This window comes from uncultured Flavonifractor sp., from assembly GCF_944387675.1.
Taxonomy (GTDB): Bacteria; Bacillota; Clostridia; order Oscillospirales; family Oscillospiraceae; genus Flavonifractor.
Window position 1 is genome coordinate 1 of sequence record NZ_CALXFV010000027.1, and the last position, 22,717, is coordinate 22,717.

General features: G+C 58.9%; 16 protein-coding genes and 1 riboswitch. Of the genes, 13 read left to right on the forward strand and 3 right to left on the reverse strand.

Annotation, left to right across the window (positions count from 1 at the left end; all coding sequences use genetic code 11):
• From Q0J74_RS04345 to Q0J74_RS04405, 13 genes are all read left to right on the forward strand, one after another.
• Positions 1 to 429 (forward strand): leucine-rich repeat domain-containing protein (locus tag Q0J74_RS04345; RefSeq protein WP_297211141.1); only part of this gene is annotated, 429 nt, incomplete at its 5' end.
• A gap of 368 nt (positions 430 to 797) precedes the next feature.
• Complete coding sequence (locus Q0J74_RS04350; RefSeq protein ID WP_297211145.1) at positions 798 to 2,003, forward strand: GGDEF domain-containing protein; 1,206 nt, start codon at positions 798 to 800, stop codon at positions 2,001 to 2,003.
• Positions 2,000 to 4,561 carry an ATP-binding protein gene (locus Q0J74_RS04355; RefSeq protein WP_297211149.1) on the forward strand — a complete coding sequence of 854 codons (2,562 nt, stop codon included), beginning with the start codon at positions 2,000 to 2,002 and terminating at the stop codon, positions 4,559 to 4,561. The genes Q0J74_RS04350 and Q0J74_RS04355 overlap by 4 nt, the downstream gene beginning before the upstream one ends.
• A gap of 24 nt (positions 4,562 to 4,585) precedes the next feature.
• Complete coding sequence (locus tag Q0J74_RS04360) at positions 4,586 to 5,662, forward strand: HD domain-containing phosphohydrolase (RefSeq protein ID WP_297211152.1); 1,077 nt, start codon at positions 4,586 to 4,588, stop codon at positions 5,660 to 5,662.
• A 7-nt stretch (positions 5,663 to 5,669) separates the two neighbouring features.
• On the forward strand, positions 5,670 to 6,026 hold the full coding sequence (locus tag Q0J74_RS04365; protein WP_297211155.1) for an Hpt domain-containing protein: 357 nt from the start codon (positions 5,670 to 5,672) through the stop codon (positions 6,024 to 6,026).
• A gap of 11 nt (positions 6,027 to 6,037) precedes the next feature.
• Positions 6,038 to 6,123, forward strand: a riboswitch (cyclic di-GMP riboswitch).
• Positions 6,124 to 6,179: 56 nt separating this feature from the next.
• A complete protein-coding gene (locus Q0J74_RS04370) occupies positions 6,180 to 6,875 on the forward strand; it encodes a polyphosphate polymerase domain-containing protein (protein WP_297211158.1) in 696 nt (231 codons plus the stop codon).
• A 17-nt stretch (positions 6,876 to 6,892) separates the two neighbouring features.
• Complete coding sequence (locus Q0J74_RS04375; protein WP_297211161.1) at positions 6,893 to 7,588, forward strand: DUF4956 domain-containing protein; 696 nt, start codon at positions 6,893 to 6,895, stop codon at positions 7,586 to 7,588.
• Between the two features lie 34 nt (positions 7,589 to 7,622).
• Entirely contained in the window at positions 7,623 to 9,086 is a 1,464-nt protein-coding gene (locus Q0J74_RS04380) for a CotH kinase family protein (protein WP_297211164.1), read from the forward strand.
• A 50-nt stretch (positions 9,087 to 9,136) separates the two neighbouring features.
• Positions 9,137 to 11,359 (forward strand): hypothetical protein, encoded by a 2,223-nt coding sequence (locus Q0J74_RS04385; protein WP_297211167.1) that lies wholly within the window; start codon positions 9,137 to 9,139, stop codon positions 11,357 to 11,359.
• A 39-nt stretch (positions 11,360 to 11,398) separates the two neighbouring features.
• Positions 11,399 to 12,502: a HEAT repeat domain-containing protein gene (locus Q0J74_RS04390; protein WP_297211170.1), complete on the forward strand. Its 1,104-nt coding sequence runs from the start codon at positions 11,399 to 11,401 to the stop codon at positions 12,500 to 12,502.
• Position 12,503: 1 nt separating this feature from the next.
• Positions 12,504 to 13,913 carry a glycosyltransferase family 2 protein gene (locus Q0J74_RS04395; RefSeq protein WP_297211173.1) on the forward strand — a complete coding sequence of 470 codons (1,410 nt, stop codon included), beginning with the start codon at positions 12,504 to 12,506 and terminating at the stop codon, positions 13,911 to 13,913.
• 17 nt (positions 13,914 to 13,930) lie between these two features.
• Entirely contained in the window at positions 13,931 to 14,443 is a 513-nt protein-coding gene (locus Q0J74_RS04400) for a hypothetical protein (RefSeq protein ID WP_297211175.1), read from the forward strand.
• Positions 14,444 to 14,476: 33 nt separating this feature from the next.
• Positions 14,477 to 16,276: a bifunctional diguanylate cyclase/phosphodiesterase gene (locus Q0J74_RS04405; RefSeq protein ID WP_297211184.1), complete on the forward strand. Its 1,800-nt coding sequence runs from the start codon at positions 14,477 to 14,479 to the stop codon at positions 16,274 to 16,276.
• A 49-nt stretch (positions 16,277 to 16,325) separates the two neighbouring features.
• On the opposite strand, the gene Q0J74_RS04410 is transcribed toward Q0J74_RS04405, so the two are convergent.
• The 3 genes from Q0J74_RS04410 to Q0J74_RS04420 all read right to left on the reverse strand — a co-directional run.
• Positions 16,326 to 18,875, reverse strand: coding sequence for a CheR family methyltransferase (locus tag Q0J74_RS04410; protein ID WP_297211178.1), 2,550 nt, complete (start codon positions 18,873 to 18,875; stop codon positions 16,326 to 16,328).
• A 28-nt stretch (positions 18,876 to 18,903) separates the two neighbouring features.
• Positions 18,904 to 19,494: an EAL domain-containing protein gene (locus Q0J74_RS04415; RefSeq protein ID WP_297211185.1), complete on the reverse strand. Its 591-nt coding sequence runs from the start codon at positions 19,492 to 19,494 to the stop codon at positions 18,904 to 18,906.
• Positions 19,495 to 19,500: 6 nt separating this feature from the next.
• On the reverse strand, positions 19,501 to 22,717 hold a 3,217-nt coding region (locus tag Q0J74_RS04420), incomplete at its 5' end, for a diguanylate cyclase (RefSeq protein ID WP_297211182.1).

Genomic DNA, 22,717 nt, shown 5'->3' on the forward strand with positions numbered 1-22,717 from the left:
GAGCAGCTGGCCAGCGGACACATCGCCTATCCCACCGACGGGGGAAATCTTTACTTTGATCCGGACACGGGCTGTGTGGTGGCCGCCGACCTCAGCGTTCGCAACGCCGTGATTCCCGCCGAAATCAACGGCATTCCCGTCACTTCCATCGGCCAGCGCGCCTTTATGGAGCACGCGAACCTGCAGTCTGCTGTGCTGCCCAACGGCCTGACCACCATCGAAGCCTGGGCCTTTTGGGACTGTGACAGTCTTCAAAGCGTCTACCTCCCCGATACGTTGACGGGCATCGCCTATCGGGCCTTCGACCGGTGCTGGGAATTGACGGATGTCTACTATGAGGGCTCCGAGCGGCAGTGGCAGCGCCTTCCCGTCGCCCCTGAAAACGACGATCTCGACTTGGCCACGCTCCACTGCGACTATCGCTACTGACCCCCTGATGCGACAACTCCTGGAAAAGCAGGCCGTTCCGCTGCCGCAGCGGCTGTCCCACACGGCCCCTTCTCCTACATTTTGGTCTGCATTTTTTTCTTTACAAATATTTTGCTTTCGATTATGATTGATTACGTAGTCGGCACGCGGTGCCTGTCAAACCGTCCCCGGAACAGACTGCGTCAGGCCCGGTTTTGAGCCTGCGGACGGCGGAGCCTTGCAGGATTCCACTGTGGGGAGGTTTTACGGCTTAAGCATCTCAAAGTGCCTATTTATTTGCCTTTGAATGGGATTATGTGTCTATCCGTCCATTTTCTGAATTGCTGTATGCACGTATGCACCTGTACACACGGTAAGGAGGGTCCCCTGTGTTTGGCGCCATGAACTGCAGCGCTTCTCAAATCAATCTGCCCGCTGTACTCGTAGCTAACGGCCTGGGTGTCTTCCTGCTGCTGGCCATTTTGTACAGCAGGTATAAAAGAATGCGCTCCCGCTCCTGTGACGAGCGTTTTTTCCATTGGATGTGCCTGCTCTGCCTTGTGCTCTGCGTTTTGGAAATGTGCGGCTTTCTGCTGGACGGCAGGCTATTTCCCGGTGCGCGGCAGGCTGCCCTTATATGCAACACGGTTATCCTGCTGCTGGCCCTTTCCCTGGCCTATCTGTGGGTTCGGTATGTGGACTGCAAGCTGGGCCTGAATGTCGGACACGGGGCGGCAACCTATCTTGCGGCCATTCCCGCCTTGCTGACCGGCTTTGTGACCCTGACTAATCTGTTTTTCCCCCTGTTTTTCGGCATGAACAGCTCCAACCACTACTACCGCACCCCCATCTTTTTCCTCCCGTGGATTGTAATATACGGATATATGGCCTGGGGCGCGCTGCAATCGTACCGCTATCAGCGCACCTCAAACAACCGGCTGCTGATCCCTCTGCTGATGTTCCTCGTTCCCGTCTTCCTGGGCAGTCTGATCCAGATGTTTTGTTACGGCTTGTCCCTGATCTGGGTCTCCTCCGCCCTTGGCCTTACCTTTCTCTATATTAATTTGCAGAGCGAACAGGCCTATCAGGACCCCCTGACCGGTCTGTACAACCGCAATTATCTGCTGCACTATATGGACCATATTGCCAGGCAGGTCAAGAAGGGGCGGCATATCACCGGGATCATGCTGGATATCAACGAATTCAAGCAGATCAATGATACCCTGGGCCACTCCGAGGGTGACGCGGTGCTGCGGGCGGTGGGCAGCCTTCTGCTCCGCTCCGCCAAAAACAACATCGTGGTCCGGTACGGCGGCGACGAGTTTGTGATCCTGCTGGAGACTTCGCACCCAGAACAGGTCCAGACCGTTCTGAACAACATCAAGCAGGCGCTGGACTCATACAATGCCACCAGGGGTTCCCTGCCCCCGCTATCCTTTTCCATGGGGACGGCGGAATTTGAAGAGCAGGATATCTACCGTTTCTTTCAGAATATGGATTCCAGGATGTATGATGAAAAGCGGACCTTCTACATGCACAGGGAGATCCATGAGACTGCTTCCAATGATACACGACCCGGAGGCACTGGGGTATGAATACAACACGAAAGCGCTTCGGGCTGCACGGCAACCTGCTGAACATCCTTCTGCTGCTGTTTGTGGCGGTGCTGCTGGTATTTGGAATTGTCCTGGTGCGTATCAAGCTGCTGCAAAACGCCCAGAGTCTGGGCATGGCGCTGGCCCGCAGCTACGCTGTGGAAGAGGAGCTGAACATCACCTCCCTGGAGACCAATCTGACTCTGGTCAGCCAGTTTGTGGACGAAATCCTGGACGGCGGCGGCGATCCCGCCGCGATTCAGCAGTGGCTGAGCAGCTACTTTTCCAAGCTGTCCGGCATCATCGGGGAGGGCCTGGTGGACTTCTACGCGGTGATCGACGGGGAGCTGGTGGCGGTCAACCCCTGGGAGGGAGACGCCACCTACCAATATACTCAGGCCGACTGGTATATCAGGGCCATTGAGGCGGAGGGCCAGACCGTGCGGGGAGACACGTACCTGGACGCCGTCACGGGCCAGAAAATCTTTACCATCTCCAAGCGCCTTGCCCAGGGGGGAAATGTGCTGGCCATGGATGTCTATATCCAGAATCAGGGTCTGCACAACACCGCCCAAACCCTGCCGGCGGACTGTTCCTACTTCCTGTGCGATGAAAAGGGGCAGCTGATCTACTCCAGTACCAAGTGGGCGATTGATCAGGCCACGCTTCAGGGCTATATGGACTATGTGATGGACGGCATCTCCGACGGCATGCTGCTGGCCTATGACGCCTTTGTAAAGGACACGGAGGGTATCTCCCGGGGCGTCTACTACCAGACCATGAGCAACGGCTGGACGGTCATTCTGACCATTCCCATCCGCCTCATTCTGATGGGGGATCAAAGCACTCTCATCTATATCATGTCCGGCCTGGCCCTGTTTCTCTTCCTGGCATTGGCCTTTGTCACCATTCAGGATATTTTGAGAAGCCGCACCATGAAAAAGGCGGACGACACCATCCGCATGCTGGGAGATTCCTTTTACTCCATCTATCGGGTCAACCTCCGGGACGGAAGCTACGAGGGCATTAAAATCTATCAGGACCTGTTGGATAAGCTGCCGCCGAAGGGGGATTACGCCTCCCTCTTGGAGGTCATGCGCCTCGTGGTGAAGCCCAGCACGTACCAGACTTTTGAGGCGAGCTTTTCCCTGGAGAGCATCCAGCAGCGAATCGAACAGGGAATCGCCGACTACGGCGGAGATTACCAGCGTCTGTTCGGCGACAGCTATCGCTGGGTCAACATCCGCACGCTCTACAATCGGGAGGTGGCCCCTGACACCGTAATCCTCTGCTTCCGGGATGTGGACGTGGAGAAGCACCGTCAGCTTCAGAATACCATTATCTTACAGGACGCTTTGGAAGCGGCACAGAAAAGCACACGGGACCGGTCCGTCTTTTTCAGCAGCATGTCTCATGATATGCGCACCCCGCTCAACGCCGTCATCGGCTGCTGTACCCTGGCGGAAAAGAGCTGTACGGCCGGAGACCGGGACAAAACGCTGGAGTATCTCAAAAAAATTGAGTTTGCGGGAAAGCAGCTTTTGGAGCTGATCAACGATATTCTGGAGCTGTCCAGAATGGAAGCCGGAAAGAGCTGTCTGGACCAGAAGGAGCTGGATCTGGAGGTCCTGCTGCGCAATATTGCCGGAATTTTTCAGGACCAGGCTCAGGAGAGCGGGAAGACCTTTACGGTAAGCATGGATATCCGTGAGCCGCTGGTACTGGGTGATGAAAAAAAGCTCATTCAGATTGTCAACAATCTGTTGTCCAACGCCTTCAAATACACCTATCCGGGGGACAGCGTCCGCCTGGAGGTTCGGCAGTTTGAGTTTCAGCGGCACAGCAAGTACCAGATCGTTGTGGAGGATACGGGCATTGGCATGTCCCCCAGCTTCCTGGAGCGGCTCTTCGATCCCTATTCCCGGGAGACCACCTTCTTTTCCCAGTCCACCGTGGGAACAGGTCTGGGCATGTCCATTGTCAAAAGCCTGATCCGCCAGATGAGCGGCGAGATCTCCGTGGACAGTACACTGGGAGAGGGGACCCGCGTCACGGTGACTATTCCCCTGAAAGCGGCCCACAACCAGGAGGACGGCGGGGAAGGCGCCCTCTCCCCCCTCAGCTCCGGAGACGGATTCCGCTGGGACGGGCGCACCATTCTGGTGGCCGAGGACAACGAAATCAACCGGGAAATCGTCACCGAGCTTCTCCAGCTTCTGGGCGTACAGGTGGTGACCGCCGTCAATGGACAAGAGGCGGTGCAGGCCTTCCTCGCCTCCGCACTCTACTCCATGGACGCTATCCTGATGGATATGCAGATGCCCGTGATGGACGGCTGCGAGGCGGCCGGCACCATCCGCAGCCTAAACCGGGCGGACGCCGCCCAGGTGCCTATTATCGCGGTGACCGCCAACGCCTTTGCGGAGGACATTGACCGAACCACCCAGGCGGGTATGAACGGCCACATCTCCAAACCCATTGACGGCGCGGTACTGGGACAGACCCTGGAGAGGCTCATCGGAGTATGGGACCGTGTCCGAAAGACGTCCAGGGAATAAGGTGCAGACAGGGGGGGCTGCCAGTTGTATGATTCCGGAGAAAACACCCTCCTCATCGTGGATGACGAGGAGATCAACCGGGCCATTTTAGCCAATCTTTTTGAGTCGGAATACAAAATCATTCAGGCGGAGGACGGCCAGGCCGGTCTGGAGGCCATCCAGACCTACGGGGAAGAGCTGAGCGCGATCCTGCTGGACGTGGTCATGCCCCGGCTCAGCGGAATGGAGCTGCTGCGGCAGCTTTCCCGGCAGGGGCTGACCACACGGGTCCCCATCTTCCTCATTACGGCAGACGTGGGCGGCGCCACCATGCAGGAGGCCTACGGACTGGGCGTGATGGACGTTATCTTCAAGCCCGTGGTCCCCTACGTGGTTCAGCGGCGAGTCAACTCCGTGGTGGAGCTGTTCTGCGCCCGGCGCAGGCTGGGCGCGGAGGTGGAGCGGCAGCGGGACCAGCTGCTGTTTCAGACCCAACAGCTGGCTGAGATGGGCATGGGGATGGTGGAGGCCCTCTCCACCGCCATCGAGTTCCGAAGCGATGAGTCGGGCGAACACGTCCGGCGTATTCACGACATCACCTGTCACCTGCTGCGGACGACTCCCCTGGGCGAGGGCCTCCCCGACGACCAGATCAGTCTCATCGGCGTAGGCGCTATCACCCACGACGTGGGAAAGATCTCCATTCCCGACGCCGTTTTGAACAAGCGGGGCCGCCTGACGCCAGAGGAATATGAGCTGATGAAGACCCACACCATCAAGGGAGCCGAGCTTCTGTCCAAAATCCCCCAGATGCGGGAGCATTCCGCCTATCACTACGCCTATGACATCGCCCTGCACCACCACGAGCGGTGGGATGGGGGCGGATATCCCCACCACCTGGTGGGAAACGAAACGCCCATCTGGACCCAGATCGTGGCCCTGGCAGACGTGTATGACGCGCTGGTAAGCAAGCGCTGCTACAAGGACGCCCTTGCCGCGGACGTAGCGCTGGAGATGATCCGCACCGGACAATGCGGCGTGTTCAACCCCGACCTGCTGGCATGCTTTCAGCAGGCTGAACCTTACCTGAGAAGTTTTTACCGTACCGCCAAGGGGGCATAAAGAGTTTATGGAGCAAGGCAAGCAACAGCTGCTGTGCGCGGCAGGCATTGATGTGGAGGAGGCTCTGGGCCGGTTTATGGGAAATGAAGCCCTGCTGCTGAAATTCCTTCTCCGATTCCCGGGAGACGATACCTTTTCCCGATTGCGGCAGGCGATGGAGGCCCGAGACACCACCCGGGCCTTTGAGGCCGCCCACACCCTCAAGGGTGTGGTGGGAAACCTGTCCATGAAGGAACTGCACGGGCGGCTTGTCCCCCTGGTGGAGGCCCTCCGGGCGGGAGATGCGGATGCCGCGGCAGAAAACTGGCCGGCACTGGAGGCCGCGTATGGCAAAACCCTTGCGGCTCTGGAGCGGATAACCTGAGCCGGCATGAAGTGAAGATTGGGCAAACCCGCCGAAAGACGGGGACGCAAAGCTGTGAGTCTACGGCATATACTGCTAGGATCGTCAGGCTGCAAAAACCTTTTTCTGAGACCGGGGAAAGATTTTTGCAGCTTTTTTATTGGGGGTGTCCGCTTGAACGAGGTATACCGGCAAGAGAAAAAGTATTTTATGAATCTGGCGGACATGGTCCGGCTGGCCGGGCAGCTGGAACGGGTGATGCTCCAGGATGACCACAACGGCGCCCAGGGCTACCCCATCCGCTCCCTCTACTTCGACACGCTGGACGACCGGGACTACCGGGAAAAGCTGGACGGGATGGAGCTGCGGCGGAAGATCCGCCTGCGCATCTATGACCCCGAAGCGGATTTCGCCATGCTGGAGATGAAGCAGAAGCAGGGCAGCTACCAAAAAAAGCGCTCCCTGCGGGTAAGCCGGGCAGACGCCATGGCCCTGGCCGCCGGGTCGTATGACTGCCTACTGACCTATCCGGACCCCTTCGCCGCAGAGTGCTACGGGCTGATGCAACTGTGGTGTTACCGGCCCAAAACCGTGGTGGAATACCGCCGCAAGGCTTACATCGCCAAGGAGAACAAGATCCGCATCACCTTCGACCGGGAAATCCGGGCCACCGAGGCCTGTACGGACCTGTTCTCCCCACAGCTCAACCTCTACCCGGTACTGGACCCCTTCAACGGTGTGCTGGAGGTCAAATACAACGGCTTCCTGCTCAGCTATATCAAGAACCTGGTCAACGACGCGGACCGCTCGGAGCTGTCGGTAAGCAAATACTGCCTGGCCAGAAGCGTCTGCCTGCAATTCAGTCTGTAAAAAGTGAGGTGTCCCATATGAGAGCAGAACTGCTGGAGCTGCTGGAGAGCACGGGGCAGCTGGAACCCCGGATTATCGTGCTGCGGATGCTGATGGGTACGGTGATTGGATTTTTCATCTATCTCTCCTATACGCTCTCCCATGAGGGGAGCATCTACAGCAAAAAATTCAACGTCTCCCTGATCGCCCTGACCACCATCACCACGGCGGTGATGATCGTCATCGGCAACAACATCGCCCTGTCCCTGGGCATGGTGGGCGCCCTGTCCATCGTCCGCTTCCGCACCGCCATCAAGGACTCCCGGGACACCATCTACATTTTCTGGGCCATCGTGGTGGGCATCTGCTGCGGCGCAGGCGACTTTCTGGTGGCCGGCTGCGGCAGCGCCTTCACCTTCCTGGTGCTCCTCATCCTGGGGCGGATCAAAAACGACAACCGGCTGCTGCTTATCATCCGCGGCTCCCGGGTGAATGAGGAGCGAATTGAGGCACTGATTTTCCAGTATTACGCCCGCAAGGCCAATCTGCGGGTGAAAAACACCACTCAAAACACGGTGGAACTGATCTATGAGCTCAGCAGGCGCACCATGCACCAGGCCGCCAAGCCCAAGAAAAACGGCAGTGTACACAAGAGCATCACCGACGCGGTGTATGACATCGGCGGCATTGAGTACTGCAACCTGATAGTCCAGAATGACGAAGTGAGCAGCTGATGCTCCGCCGGACGCGGGAGAGGGGGAAACGGATGTGAAATACCGGATTCTGGGGGCCACGGCTACCGTACTGATGCTGGCAGCAGTCGTTCTGGCCGCCGTCCTGAGTCAGGGCGTATCCGGCCAGCGGGTCCACCAGCACCTCACCGCACGTCAGAGCGACGCGGGCTGCGACTGCGACGGCAGCGAGCTGTGTACCCATCTGCCCCTGGTCATCATTGACACCGGCGGGCTGGAGATCCCAGGAGAGCCCATCGTGGATGAAAACCGCACAGAGCTCGGCTTTACCACCACTTCGGAGGGAGAGGCCATGCTCCAGGGCAGCATCCGCGTGATGAGCAGCGACGCGCACAATCACCATCCCTCGGATGAGCCGGATCTGGAGAGCGAGATCCTCATCCGCATTCGGGGCAACTCCTCCCGGTACTTTGACAAGAAGAACTACCTGCTGCGGCTCACCAGCGAGAGCGGCGCGTACCGCAACGAGGAGATGATGGGAATGGCTCCCCACTACGAGTGGGCGCTCCACGGACCATACCTGGATAAGTCCCTCATCCGCAACTATATGTGGTACAATATCACTGGGGAATTTATGGAGTACGCCCCCAACGTACGCTTTTGCGAGCTGATCCTCAACGGGGAGTACATGGGGCTGTATGTCATGGTCGAAACCCTTACCAACGGGGAGGACTGCCGCATCAACGTCTCCGAGCCGATAGACGGCACCAATGAGACGGGATATCTGCTGCGCCTGGACCGGGGCAGCGGCACCCCCATTAAAAACATTGAGACCTTCAGCAACTATGCCTACCGAAACCTGCAGCGGATGGATATCCAGTATCCCCGCTCCGGCGACCTGACTGCCGAAATGGCCGATGCCATTGCCCAGGAATTCTCCGACTTTGAAAAGAGTCTCTACTCCTACGACTACGACACAGACGACTACGGATATTACTACGACATCGATGTGCAGTCCTTTCTGGACTACTTTATCATCAACGAATTTACCACCAATTATGACGCGGGGTGGCTGTCCACCTATATCTACCGGGATATCGGCGGGAAATACAAAATGGTCATCTGGGATTTCAATTCCGCCAACAACAACTACAACCAATCCACTATGCAGCCGCAGCGCTTTGAGATGCAGCTGGCCGTGTGGTTTTACATGCTGTGCAAAGACGAGTATTTTGTGGAACACCTCATCAGCCGCTATCGGGAGCTGCGCAGCGGCGTGCTCAGTGACGCCTACCTGGAGCAATATATCGACGATGTGGTGGCCTATCTGGGGGACGCGGTGGAGCGCAATTTTGAGGTTTGGGGCTACACCTTCGCCGAGGAGATGGTCGTCCCCGCCGATCGGAATCCGGCGGACCACGACCAGGCGGTGGAGATGCTCAAAAGCGCCATCTTCCATCGGGGCGCCTGGATGGATGAAAACATCGACATTCTGCTGCAATATTGCCATGAATCCAAGGTGAAGAAGTTTAACCACTGACCCAAAAGGGGGCGGACGCCATAAAAAAGTTTATCATCGCGGCCGGCATTGTGGTCCTGCTCTTTTTCGGGTGGAATATGGCCTATTACCGCTTTGGAATCTACATCGACCTGGACCCGGATGCCCCGGTCACCACTTTTATGAGCATTGACGGGGACACCATTTATATGCAGCGGGACGGGGTGGCGGTCCCTTTTGAGATTCGGGGGGTCAATATGGGCGTGGGACTGCCCGGCAAGTGGGCCACCGACTACGCCATCGACAAGCAGACCTACCTGCGCTGGTTCGGCATGATCCAGGAGCTGGGCGCCAACACCGTGCGGGTATACACCATCCTCCACGAGGATTTTTACAACGCCTTTTACGAATACAACACCCAGCGGGAGCAGGCCGGTCTGGAGCCGCTGTGGCTGATCCACGGGGTATGGGTCAACGACTATATCCAGAATTCCCACCGGGACGCATACGCCGAAGACTTTTATCTGACTCTGATGGAGGACTGCCAGACCGTGGTGGATATCCTCCACGGGGAAAAAAACCTGTCCCTGTCCGACGGCCTGGGTACGGGGCAGTATCGAAAGGACATATCGTCCTGGGTCGTGGCCTATATCATCGGCGTGGAATGGGAGGATGTGACGGTGGTCTATACCGACCACAAGTACCCCGAACGCTGCCAATATCAGGGGACCTACCTGTATACTTCCCCGGACGCCACCCCCTTCGAGGCCATGCTGTGCCAGGTGGGCGACAAGATGATCCAGTACGAGAGCGAGCGCTATAAGCAGCAGCGGCTGGTGGCCTTTTCCAACTGGCCCACCACCGACCCCTTTTCCTATTCCCAGGAGATCACCCGGTTCTTCATGAAGTGCGCCGCGGTCAATGTGGAACATATCCGTACCACGGACGCCTTCCTGGCCGGTCAGTTTGCCTCCTATCACGTTTACCCCTACTATCCGGATTACCTCAACTACATGCTCAACGGCATTGAGACGGACGCCGTCCAGACCGGTGCGGATGACCGGAACCTCTACGCACCGCCGCAGACCGGGATACCCATTCAGGACTACCTGCCCGGCGGTACCCAGGCCAGCTATACGGACGGAAGCGGCGCATTCAACACCTACTACACTTACCTGAAGGCCCTCACCAACTATCACACCATGCCGGTGGTCATCTCGGAGTACGGCGTGTCCACCGGGCGGGGGATGGCCCAGCGGGATTATAACACCGGACGCAACCAGGGCCATATGTCCGAGCAGGAGCAGGGCCAGGCCCTCATCCGCTGCTATGAGGACATCATGGACGCGGGCTGCGCGGGCAGCTGCGTCTTCACCTGGCAGGACGAGTGGTTTAAACGGACCTGGAACACCATGCACGCTGTGGATCTGCTCAATACCCCCTATTGGAGCGACTACCAGACCAACGAGCAGTATTTCGGCCTGCTCGCCTTTGATCCGGGCGAGGAGGAGAGCGTGTGCTACGTGGATGGGGATATCTCCGAGTGGGAGGAGGAGGACCTGTTGCTGGAACAAAACGGCCTGTCCCTCTCCATGAAGTACGACGAGAAGTTTATCTATTTTCTGGTGGGCAAAGACGGTTTTGATCCGGAGCAGGATGTGATCTGCCTGCCCATTGACATCACTCCCAAGACGGGCAGTACCTATTGCCAGGCCTATGGTCTCTCCTTTGAACGGCCCTGCGACTTCCTGCTGGTCATCGACGGCAGGGATAACAGCCGCCTTCTGGTGCAGGAGCGGTATGAGGTGCTGCGGGCCATGTTTCTCCACGAGACGGAGGAGCGGGACCCCTACCTGGAGCTGGTGGACCCGGACACCCCGGTGTTCAAGCCCATCTCCCTTCTGCTCCAGACCGCCACTCCCCTGCTCAGCGGCAATTGGCAGGCCTCTGCGGAGACCTATGAGACGGGGCTGCTCACCTACGGCAACGCCAACCCAGCCGACGACGCCTTCAACTCCCTGGCGGATTTCATCTTCTCGGGAGACTATGTGGAGCTGAAGCTGCCCTGGCAGCTGCTCAATTTCTCCAATCCCTCGGAGATGATGATTCACGACGATTATTACCTGCACTACGGCGTGGAGAACCTCCACATCGACCAGCTGTACATCGGCGCGGCCCTGGCCGGCAACAAGGAAGAGGGGCGGATCCGTATGGTCCCCTTCGCCCTGGAGGGCTGGGGCAAAAACGTCACCTATCACGAGCGGCTCAAGGAGTCCTATTACATTCTCAAAGACTACTGGACTGGCCTGGCATAACCGCCGCCGGGAGAAAGCCGGAAGAAAGGAGGGGTACCCATGCGGATTGAAGTGATGATCTACATATACGGGGCCATCTGCCTCAGCATGATCCTCTTCAACGTGGTCTACTCTCTCCTCCTCAGGGGCAGCAAGCCCCGCCTGGACCGCCGCAGCCGGAAGCTGGAGGGCATGGTCCAGCTCCAGCTGGAGCGGTTGCGGCGGGGGGAGCATGTGGAGGAGGGCCACCAGATCCGGATGCAGCGAAAGCTGCGGCACCTGAAAAACCTCATGGCCTTCGACCAGACGCTGCGCCCTCTGGTCCAGGAGGAGAAGGACTCCGCCATACACAGCTACCTGGTTGAGCTTCAGCCCACCATCCTGTACCTGGCCTTGGTATATATCCGGCGGGAAAACATGCAGGCGGCCTACTTCTCCTATTTTCTGTCCCGGTATATGCTGAAACGGCACATGCCTATTCAGACTCTCCAGGACGTGATGCTGGACTATGCGCGCAAGGATAACCTCTACTGCCGGGTCAACGCCCTGCAGGCCCTGTACAACTTCGGCAGCCCTCAGCATATCTGTACCGCCCTGCAAATGCAGACCCAGAGTTCCGTCTTCCTCCATGAGAAAATCCTCACGGAGGGGCTGCTCTCCTACACCGGAGATCACAGCCAGCTCATCGCCCTGCTCTGGGAGCGGCTGGACACCTTTCCTCCCCATACCCAGCTGGCCATTCTCAACTATATCCGGTTTCAGACCGGGGACTATACCGCCCAGATGCTGGAGCTGATGACCAACCAGCGGGCGGACAAGGAGCTGCGCCTGGCCGCCATCCGGTATTTTGGAAAATATCACTATCAGCCGGCGCTGGACTACCTGCTGTATTTCTCCTCCCAAACCGACCCTACCCGCTGGGAATACGCCACGGTCAGCGTCACCGCCCTGGCCTGCTACCGGGGCGAGCGGGTGGTAATCGCCCTGAAACAGGCGCTGCACAGCGCCAACTGGTACGTGCGCTATGCCGCGGCGGCCAGCCTGGAGGCCCAGCAGATGGACTACAAGCAGCTGCTGGATATCGTCAGCGGCAGCGACCGCTACGCCCGCGAGATGATGACTTATCGTCTGGAATCCCGCAGAATGCAGAAAGCCGGGGGTTGAAATGGACACCATAGACGCCTTTAAATTGTTTTTTGACTACGTAGGCGCATTCTTCATTTTGTATATGATCGGTTACGCCAGCTTCCTGTTCCTGGCGGTGGCGGTGGGCTCCTCCACCCTCTACCAGCTCAAGCGCCGCAGCGGCCTGAAAAACGAACTGCCCCAGGAGTATTACGTGCCTGTGACCATCGTGGTTCCCGCCTATAATGAGGAGATCACCATCGCGGCCACCATCCGCTCCCTGCTCTGTCTGGATTACAAAATCTATGAAATTGTCATCGTGGATGACGGCTCCACAGACCATACCGTGCAGGTGCTTCTGGATACCTTCCACATGAAGCAGGTCCCCCGCCCCCTGCACCGCATGGTCCCCTGCAAGCCGGAGCGGGCCATCTATGAGGCCTCTGGTTTTAAGGTCCCCATCTCCCTGATCTGCAAGAAAAACGGCGGCAAGGCGGACGCGCTGAACATGGGTATCAACGCCTCCCGCTACCCCTATTTCGTATGTATGGACGCCGACTCGGTGCTCCAGCACGACTCGCTGGAGAAGATTGTGCGCCCTGTGCTGGAGGAGGGCAACGTGGTGGCGGTGGGCGGCGCGGTGCGCCCATGCAACGGGACGGAGATTGAAAACGGGCGGGTGGTGGCCTACCACCTGCCCAACCGGCTTCTCCCCTGTATGCAGGTGCTGGAGTACGACCGCTCCTTCTTGGCCGCCAGAATCCTCTTTGACAAATTTAACGGCAGTATCATCATCTCCGGCGCCTTCGGCCTGTTTAAGAAGAGTGTGGTGGTTGACGCAGGCGGCTATGACACCACCACCATGGGGGAGGATATGGAGCTGGTGGTCAAACTCCACGTATTCTGCCGGGAGCACGGCATTCCCTATCGCATCCGCTACGCCACCGACGCCATCTGCTGGACGCAGGCGCCTGAGTCGCTGCGGGACCTGCGCAAGCAGCGCCGGCGCTGGCACATCGGCCTGTTTCAGAGCATGTCCCGCCACCGGCGGATTCTGGCAAATCCCAAATATGGACTGGTGGGGTTTATTTCCTACCTGTATTTCCTGATTTATGAGCTGTTCTCCCCCTACATTGAGATTTTCGGCGTGATCACCGTCATCCTGGCCTTCTTCCTGGATCTGATCAATATCCCGTTCATGATCATGTTCTTTTTCATCTACGTACTCTACTCCGCCATTCTGTCGCTTACCGCCTTTTTTGCACGTATCCACACCATTGATCTGAAGCTCTCCCTCTCCGATGTGGCAAAGGCCATCGGCCTGTGCGCCCTGGAGGTATCCTGCCTGCGCTTTATCATGGCCTGGGTGCGGGCCACGGCGCTGATCGGCTATCGGGCAAACCGCCAGTCCTGGGGAAAGAGCCAGCGGAAAAAGATTCATTTTGATTGAGGATTTGAGGTGTTTGTGTGAAAGCAGAAGATTTGAAGACCGGCTTTTTCGGCTACCAAAAGGCCAGCGTGTACCAGTACATTACCACTCTGGAAGAACAGTTTTCCGCCAAGCTGATGGAGCAGGATGCGGCCCACAAGGCGGAGACAGAGCAGCACGTGCAGAAAATCCGGCAGTTGGAAGAAGAGCTGGACCGGCTGTACCAGCGCTATGAGAGCCAGCGGGAGGAGCAGGCCGTGATTGCCAACACCCTGCTGGACGCCCAGCGCTATGCCGATACCCTGCGCAAGCAGACCGACCAGCGGGAGGAGCAGGCCAGGCAGCACCTGGCGGAGGAGCTGGCGGCCTGCGAGGCGGAGCTGGAGGGCTATTCCACCCGAATTGAACGGCTGCGCTCCGTCTTCACCTCCTTGCTGTCGGAGATGGACCGCAGCGTTGCGCAGGCAGCTTGCCAGGTGGAGGAGACCGCCCAGCACAGACCGGACGAAAACCTGTCCCTGTTCCGCCGCAAGGCGGAGCTCGGCGCATAGGCTCCAGCCGTGGAAGACAAGGTATTGGTCTACGTGGCCGGCAATCCCGACGCATACCCCCTGGAGTACTATGACCGGGAGGCGGAGTGCTACGCGGGACTGTTCCCCCAGCTGCTCAGCCGCTTTTCCGCCCAGAGCCGCTACGAGCTGGTCTATTATCCCACCCAGGGGGCCGACCGGCGCAGCCATCTGGGGAAAAACCTCCAGGTGGATCTCCTCTCCGGCTATACCCAGGACGATTCGCTGCCCAGCGGCACCCAGGCGGCGGCTGTCTTGCACGCGTCGGTCCAGGGGGAGGAGCTGTCCTGCTATCTCTGCTTTACCCGGGCGGCTCCGCAGGGGCTTCAGGAGGAGCTGGAGGCGTTTTTCGCCGCCGTTCCCCAGGAGGAGATCAGCGGGCTGCTGCTGGAGACCCCCTCCCCCACCGGCACTCCAGCCGGCCTGTATCCGGCATTGGGCGCCCTGGCACTGGCTGTCCTCCTGCTGGTGGGGGCTCTGCTTCTGATCGTGCGGCGTTACCGGAAAAAGCTGGCCAAAACCGTGGAATACGTGGAATCAGATCTTCTCACCAGCCTGGGCAATGCGGATCATCTCCGCCGCCACTACAAAAAGCTGGTCAGTGCGAAGAACCGGGTACTCTATTGTCTGATCTACTTCCATGTGGACACCGACCGCCTGCACCGGCTCACCAGCGGCGACGCCGCCGACGAGGTGCTCCGCTTTTGCGCCCAGACGCTGCGGGGCTATGCGGGGGAGCTTGACGTGCTGGCCAAGGTATCCAAGCACGGCTTTGTGCTGCTCAAGCTGGAGGAGAACCCGGCCCAGACCGAGTGTTGGGTCACCGAGGCGCTCCACAAGCTGCGCACCTATCCCCAGGTCTACAAAAAGGCCTTTGAGGTGAGCGTCGCGGCCTGTATTTATCCGCTGCGGGAGGGGGAGGCGCTGGATGAGATGGTCTTCCAAGCCGGCCAGGAGGCTCGGGCCGCCTGTGACCGGCAGGAGAACTGCGTTATTTTTTCCGACGCCACCCTCAAAAAGCTCCATCTGGAGCAGAAGCTGCGCGCCACTGTGGAACAGGCCCTAAGGGAGCACGAGTTCCAGCTCTACATCCAGTTCTATGTGGATGCCAAGTCTCAGCAGATCGTGGGCGGAGAGGCCCTGTCCCGCTGGCTCCACCCGGAGCAGGGCCTGCTGCTTCCCGGCATTTTTGTCCCAATTCTGGAGGGAGAGGGGATGATCCACAGGCTGGACTACTACTGCCTGGAGTCCGCCTGCGCCTTCTTGCAGGAGCTGGAACGGCGGGGCGTGGACCATTTCTTCCTCTCCTGCAATTTCTCCCGGGACACCTTTGCCCAACCCGATTTTGCCTTGCAGTGCAGAACTTTGATAGAACGTTATCATTTCCCCAGGGAACTGCTGATCTTTGAGCTGACGGAGAGCGTCACGGTCAGGCAGCTCTCCACCATCCGCTCCAACATGCTGGCCTTGAAGGAGTACGGGGTGAGCATCGCCCTGGACGACTTTGGCGAGGGCTTCACCTCTTTCTCCGACTTGCAGGAATATCCGGTAGACGGCATCAAACTGGATAAGCGGCTTATCGACAACATCCTCACCAAGCCGGGCAGCGCCATTGTGCGGGCCATGATCCAGGCCGGACACGAACTGGGCGTCACCATCCTGGCCGAGGGGGTGGAAACAGAGGTACAGGCCCAGGTCCTGCGGGACATCCACTGTGACGTGATCCAGGGCTTCCGGTTTCATGCCCCCATTCCGGAGGCGGAGGCTATGGATGAGATCCTGGGACACATCCAGCAGGGGACGGCACCGCTGTGAGCCGTTCCCCTGGAAACAGCGGCGTCTCCCCCAGGTGCAGGCGGACGGTTCAGGTGAGAGGATGGTCTTTTCCGGCCTTGCCCAGGCTGTCAATGATGGTAATGACCAGTCCCCGGATGCTGTCCTCCGTGGTACGGAAGGGCGCAATGCGGAGTGTGTAGCACCGGTCATTCATGGCGGTAACCTCCCGGTCAATGGAGATCAAGTCCTTGAGTACAATGCTGGCGTCTCTTTCAATGTCCTCATCAGGAAAGCTGTGGGCAAAAATCTGGATGGGACGGCCGATGTCGTGCTCCATCAGCTGGAATTCCCGGCCCACATATTCGGTAAATTTGCGGATGTTCAGTTTGCTGTCCACAAAGAGGATTCCAATCATGGTGGAAGACAGAAAGTTGGACAGATCGTTGGTCATCGTGGTCAACTCGTCCAGCTTCAACTGGTGCTCGGTGTTGACGGTATAAAGTTCCTCGTTGACCGATTGGAGTTCCTCGGTGGAGGACTGAAGCTCTTCATTGGCGGTAAGCAGTTCCTCATTGACGGCCTGGAGTTCCCCGTTTACCGCCTCCAACCGTCGAGTTGTGGCGTGCAGATCGCTCTGGGAGGCCCGGAACTTTCGCTCCAGATCGGCAATGCGCCGGGCTGCCGTGGCATCCACATTGTATTTTTCCGTCGGCCCGCCGTCTATCGCCGCCTTATGCTCCAAAAACAGGACCGCAGTAAGGCCGCCCTCTTCCTCCGGCTCCCCGGGAACGGGCTGCACAGCCAGGTCGATCACCTTTCGGCCGGAGGGACAATCCACCACGACGTCGGTATAAGTGACGGGGGTCTTCTCCTCCCGGCACCGGCTCAGCGCGGTGGAGGCTGCCAGCACCAGGTCCTTGTTGAGCATGCTGAAAAAATTGAGGGTGGCTTTTCCCGGCGCCAGGGTGAAGAAGTCGGTATAATTGCCGAAGAAGTGAATGACCGTATCCCCCTCGTCCAGCACCACGGAGGCGGGCAGAAAAGCCTCCAGAAACCTGGTATAGACCGCTTCCCGAACGGGCGGCTCCGGGGCCATGGTGCAGACGGCCGGTCTGGAGCCGGACTGGAAACCCGGAACCTGGAAGGTAGGGGGGGGCAGCGTCTCCTCCCGGCTCCCCTCCCAGTGAAGGTAGATTTTCTCCGGACCGCACACCGGCTTGAACAGGTCGGCATATTCGCCGGCCGTCTCGCTCTTACCCAGGAAAAGAAAGCCGTTGTTTTTCAGGGCGGTATGGAACATGGCGAACAGACTGCGGCACAGCACCGGCTGGAAGTAGATCATCACATTCCGGCAGCTGATCAGATCCAGCTTCCCGAAGGGAGGGTCGGAGAACATGTTGTGGGTAGTAAACACGATCATCTGCCGGATCTGTTTGGAGACAAGATACCCCCCGTCCTCCTCCACAAAAAACCTGGACAACCGGTCGGGCGTAAGGTCGGCGACAATATTGGGAGCATAAAACCCCTTGCTTGCCCGTTCAATGGCCCGGCTGTCCACGTCGGTGGCAAAGATCTTGATGTCGCGCTTGACCTGGAGCTCGTCCAGCACCTCCTGAAACAGGATGGCGATGGAATAGGCCTCCTCACCGGTGGAGCAGCCGGCGGTCCACACCCGGATGGGTTCGGTCTCCCCGGCGCGCTCCACAATCTCGCAGATGGCACTGCATTTCAGCTTCTCGAAAAAGGCCGCGTCCCGGAAAAAGCTGGTCACCCCGATGAGGATTTCCCGGACGAGAAGCGAGACCTCCCCGCTACTGCTGACCAGAAGCCGGGCATACTCCATCAGGTCTGCACTGTGGGTGACCAACATCCGGCGTTCGATCCGGCGCAGAATGGTGGCACGCTTATAGTAGGTGAAATCAATGCCGCTGGCACTTCTCAAAATGGCGTATACGTGGGAAAGGGTCTCCTCTCCGGAGCAGAGCCGCTCCTCCGCCGCAGCGGCTCCCCCGCCTTTTGGCATCCGCAGAAGCGGCGGCGCGGCGGAAAATTTGAGGATCTCGCCGGCCATCTCCTCCGGGGGCAGAATGAGGTCGGGCAGGCCGGCCTGGATCACGTTTTTCGGCATATCGCCAAACGCGGCCGTCTCCGGCGCCTGCACAAGCACAAAGCCGCCGTACTCCTTGACCGCCTTGGCTCCGTTCATTCCGTCCGAGCCGGTACCGGAGAGCACCGCTACAATGGCCCGCTCCTGCTCCTCCCTGGCCAAGGCGGTAAAGAAGGCGTCAATGGGGCGGTAGGGTAATCCAAACGGGCAGTCGGACAGCGTGAACCTGCCCCCTTGGACAGACGCAATCTTCTTCGGCGGAACCACATAAACGGTGTCCGGCTCCACAGCTGCCTCAGAAGCAGCCTGGCATACCGGCAGCTGCGTACATTCGGCCAGCCTATCCGCCGTCAACACCTGATTGTCCGGGGAAAGGCTCTGAAGCACCACGAAACTCCACCCTCTGCCGCCGGGCAGGCCGCTGAAAAACCGGCGGAGTGCTTCCCTCCCTCCATCGGAACTCCCGATCCCGATGACCAGGGGGGCGCCACTTCCGGAGTGTCCGAAACTTGGGTTGGTCACCATTGTCATCTCTACTCCTCCTAACCGCATGCCCACCTTATCCGGATACCGCCGGACGCAGATACTTCTCCTCAAAGTCCTCCGTGGAGAGGGGCCGGTCAAAATAGTACCCCTGCCCGTATCCACAACCTGCCTGGGTCAGCGCAGCGATCTGCGCCTTGTTCTCCACTCCCTCCGCCACACAGATCATACCGCAGGTATGGCAGATGCTCACCAGGTCTCGAACCAGCATCTGTCCCTTGGGATTACCGGGCAGCTGGGCAATCAGGCTCCGGTCCAGCTTTACCGAGTCAAACTTCACATTGGTGAATATGGAGATATTGGCGTATCCCACGCCAATATCATCCAGGGAAAACTTCATGCCGAACTCCCGGAAGCGCTCCAGCACCTCCGAGAGGGATTGGCTGTCCCCGCCCATGCTGCTCTCCGTAATTTCAATCTCCAGCAACCCGGGCGACACCAGGGGATACCGGCTTTGAATCGCCAGCACCGCTGCTGGCGTGGAGGGGGCAAAAAGTGTCAGGCGGGAGAAATTTACCGACACGGGAATGGTGGGCAGCCCACGCTCCCGCCACCGGTCCATCAGCGCCATGGCATGGTCCAGCACGTGGAGGTCCAGCTCCTGAATGGCCCCTCATTCTTCCAGATCGTGGATAAAGCGTTCCGGCGGAATCAGATTCCCCTTCCGGTCTAGACCACGTACCAGCACCTCCGCACCCAGCAGCGTACCGGTGGGCATGTGGATTTTGGGCTGCAAATGCAAGGTGAACTGTTCCGGCCGGTCGGCCTGCTCCCCCCCGGATGCCGGGTCCGCAGCCGATGTCCCTCCTTCTGGGATGGCCTCCACCTGCTCACAGCGCATGATGATCCTGGCGTCGTCAACCAGGCTTTTTCCGGTAAATATCCCCTCCGACCAGGTGTGTCCAATGCGCAGGCGTTTGGGGTAACGCCGCTGGAGGGCGGTGCGCAGACGGGTACACCGCTCTACAAATACCGGTCGGGTGGTGTTGGGACACAGCACCACAAACTCCGCGTCCCAGGTGCGGAACAAAAAGTCCCGGCCAAAAATCTCCGCCAGGGTTTTGGAGACAAACCACAGCAGCTTGCTGCCGTAAGAAAAGCCCAGGCTGCTGTTGATGGCGGACAGCCCCGGCACATCCAGACACACCGCCCCCAGAGAGCTGTACGCCTCCGAATTGAGGGAGTAGATCACACTCAGATAGGAGCGGAGGTTGGGAATCTCACTGAGGAAGACGGAGGACGGCTCACCCGGCATCTGAAGCCGGGCGTGAAAACGCTTTTGCTCCCGGATGATGTGGGGGATCAGCGTACCGAACAGGGCGGCGTCAGCCGGATGGGCCTGGGAGTTTTCAATGCAGAGAAAGCCGGTAACCTCCTCCCCCTCAATCAGCGGCAGGGCGGTAAAATGCCACGGCATGCGCCGCACTCCGCCGGTACCGGCGTGATGGGTCCTGGTGAGGAAAACAGGCGCCCGATCCTCCATGCAGCGCTTGAGCATAGGAAACCGGTCCAGCAGCAGGCCGGAAACCGCCTGCTGAATGCTGTGCTTCTTCTGGCCGACCCACTCGTAGGGCATGGTGACCACCTGACGGTTTTCCGCCAGAGTGAGTACATAGACCCTATCCGCCCGGTAGTAGGTCCCGATATAGCTCAGCACACTCCGAATGGAGCTGTCCATGGATTCTGCGGACAGCATGGCGGACACACAGCGCAGCGCCACATCCTTTTCTCCCTCGGACAGCGGACGGCTCATCTCCGTATGGTGGATCGTAATCTGGTCGTCCGCGCCGGAGCGTTGCAGCTCACCCCAGGTCCAGTCCTCGTCCCGCTGGGGAAAGACCACCGTATCCACCGGGGTGTTCTGCCACAACTGGCAGAGCTGAAAGCCCTGAGCGGCCATGGTAGAAAAATTGCCCTGACGGCCCTTGGCGCACACCACCCCAGCCACAAAACGCACATGGCCCAGCGAGAGCGTGTCGGCCAATGCAAACCGGACAAAGGTGAACGCCTCTTCCAGCTGCTTTTTCACCTTCTCCCGTGCGCTGATTTCCGGAAAAAAGGCCAGCAGCTGCCCCTGACTGTGCATTCCCAGAATACACATGGGTCCCAGCGCCACTGACAGCGCCGCGGCAACATAGTAGCCATTGGGATGGCCGCCTGCGCCACTTTCCTCCCAAAGCCACCTCCGACCGCCGATTTGCAGTGTGGCCAGGGCGCAGCTTCTCTCCCCAGCCTCCCGCATCCGCTCCTCCACAAGCGTTTGAATCGTCCGGGCGGTGTACAGTCCGATTCCCGCCTCCCGCACGGCACCGCCCTCCAGCTTTTGCTCCCAGAGGCGGCACTGGTCATGCTCCATCAGATATGCGAACAGAAATACGTCCCGGTTTTTGGGGTCTCTTACCAAATTCAGTACTCCCCGGACCCAGTGGATATCCCCGCCGCCGTCTATTCTGCGGTACTCCAGGCCGATCCAGCGCTCACCCCGGGCAAACAGTTCCAGCAGCCGTTCCCGCTGAAAGTACTCCCCCAGGTTTTCCCGGTCATCCGTGGAGAAGAGTTTCGCCGCTTCCTGCCGGAGAATCAGACTGCAGGCCTCCTCCCCCGCCTGACCGGAAAAATTCTTCCCCTCCAGCCACAGGTTGTGTACTGTATCCCGAGTGAGATTGGCCCATAGGCCCAAAATCAGATATGGCGTCAGCGCCTGAGGCATGGGCCGCATGAGCACCGCCTCTTCCTCCTGGCCGATGAAGCCCTGAGGAAGATACTCCAGAATGCCCACCGCCTTTACCGGCCGGCCCCCATCCTGGCAGAGCATCCGATAGGACAGAGCCGCCCAGCTGTAACAGCCGGTGTCCTGGTGCTGGACGATGAAATTCCCATACCCCTGCATCCGGCCTTCCAATAGCTCCCGGGCAAATTCTCGGAACCGGGCTGCGGAGTCCGGATGAATCCAGCCCTCGGTCAGCGGACCTGTGGGAAATTTTATTTGAAGTTTGCAAACGGGTCCCAACGTCTCCTGCCGCTCAAACAGGGTGAACAGTCCGGTCTCCATGTCCACCTCCCAAAGATGCTGGGCAGTCTGGTCAAAGGCAGCTTGCAGGCGCTGGTTTACCTCCCGCAGTTGCTGCTCCCGCTGCTTGAATTCGGATACATCGGTGGTGGTCACAAGCATAACCGGGTCTGGATTTTCATAGTCAATCCGATAGGCCCGGACGTTCCACCACATCCAACTCTTCCCGTCTGCGGATACCCGGTGGGTGTGGTTTACAATCTGGTCCGTCGCCACCCCTTTGCGCAGGGTGCGATCCAGATCCGGCAGATCATCAGGATGTACAATATTCTCCAGCGGACAGGGCATAGCACAGTGGTCCAGCGCCGTGCCGATAGCCCGAAAAAAGCTGGTGCTGGCATAGATGATGCGCAGCGTCTGCCCAATCTCCAGCAGCGCCAGACCACTCTCCATATTTTCCAGCAGACCGGCAAGCGGGATGGTACTCACCGGGAGAAATTCTCCGCCCCGCCCGTCCTCATCTCGCTTTACGTAACAGCCGTGCTTGCCGCTCTTCTTGGCCTTGTACATGGCCAGATCCGCCGACTGATACATGTTCTCAAAGCGCAGGTGGTTCCCTGACGCAATGCGCACGCCCACGCTGACCGTCAGCAAAACGCCGGGCGGACTGCCCAGCGTCAGCTGCAAGCGCTGACAGACCTCCGCCCCCTTTTGCCGTATGAAGTCCTCAGTGATCTTGCCGGAGAGAAATACAATAAACTCGTCCCCACCCAGGCGGCCTACAATATCGTTGGCCCGAAACAGCTCAGAAAGTGCCTGG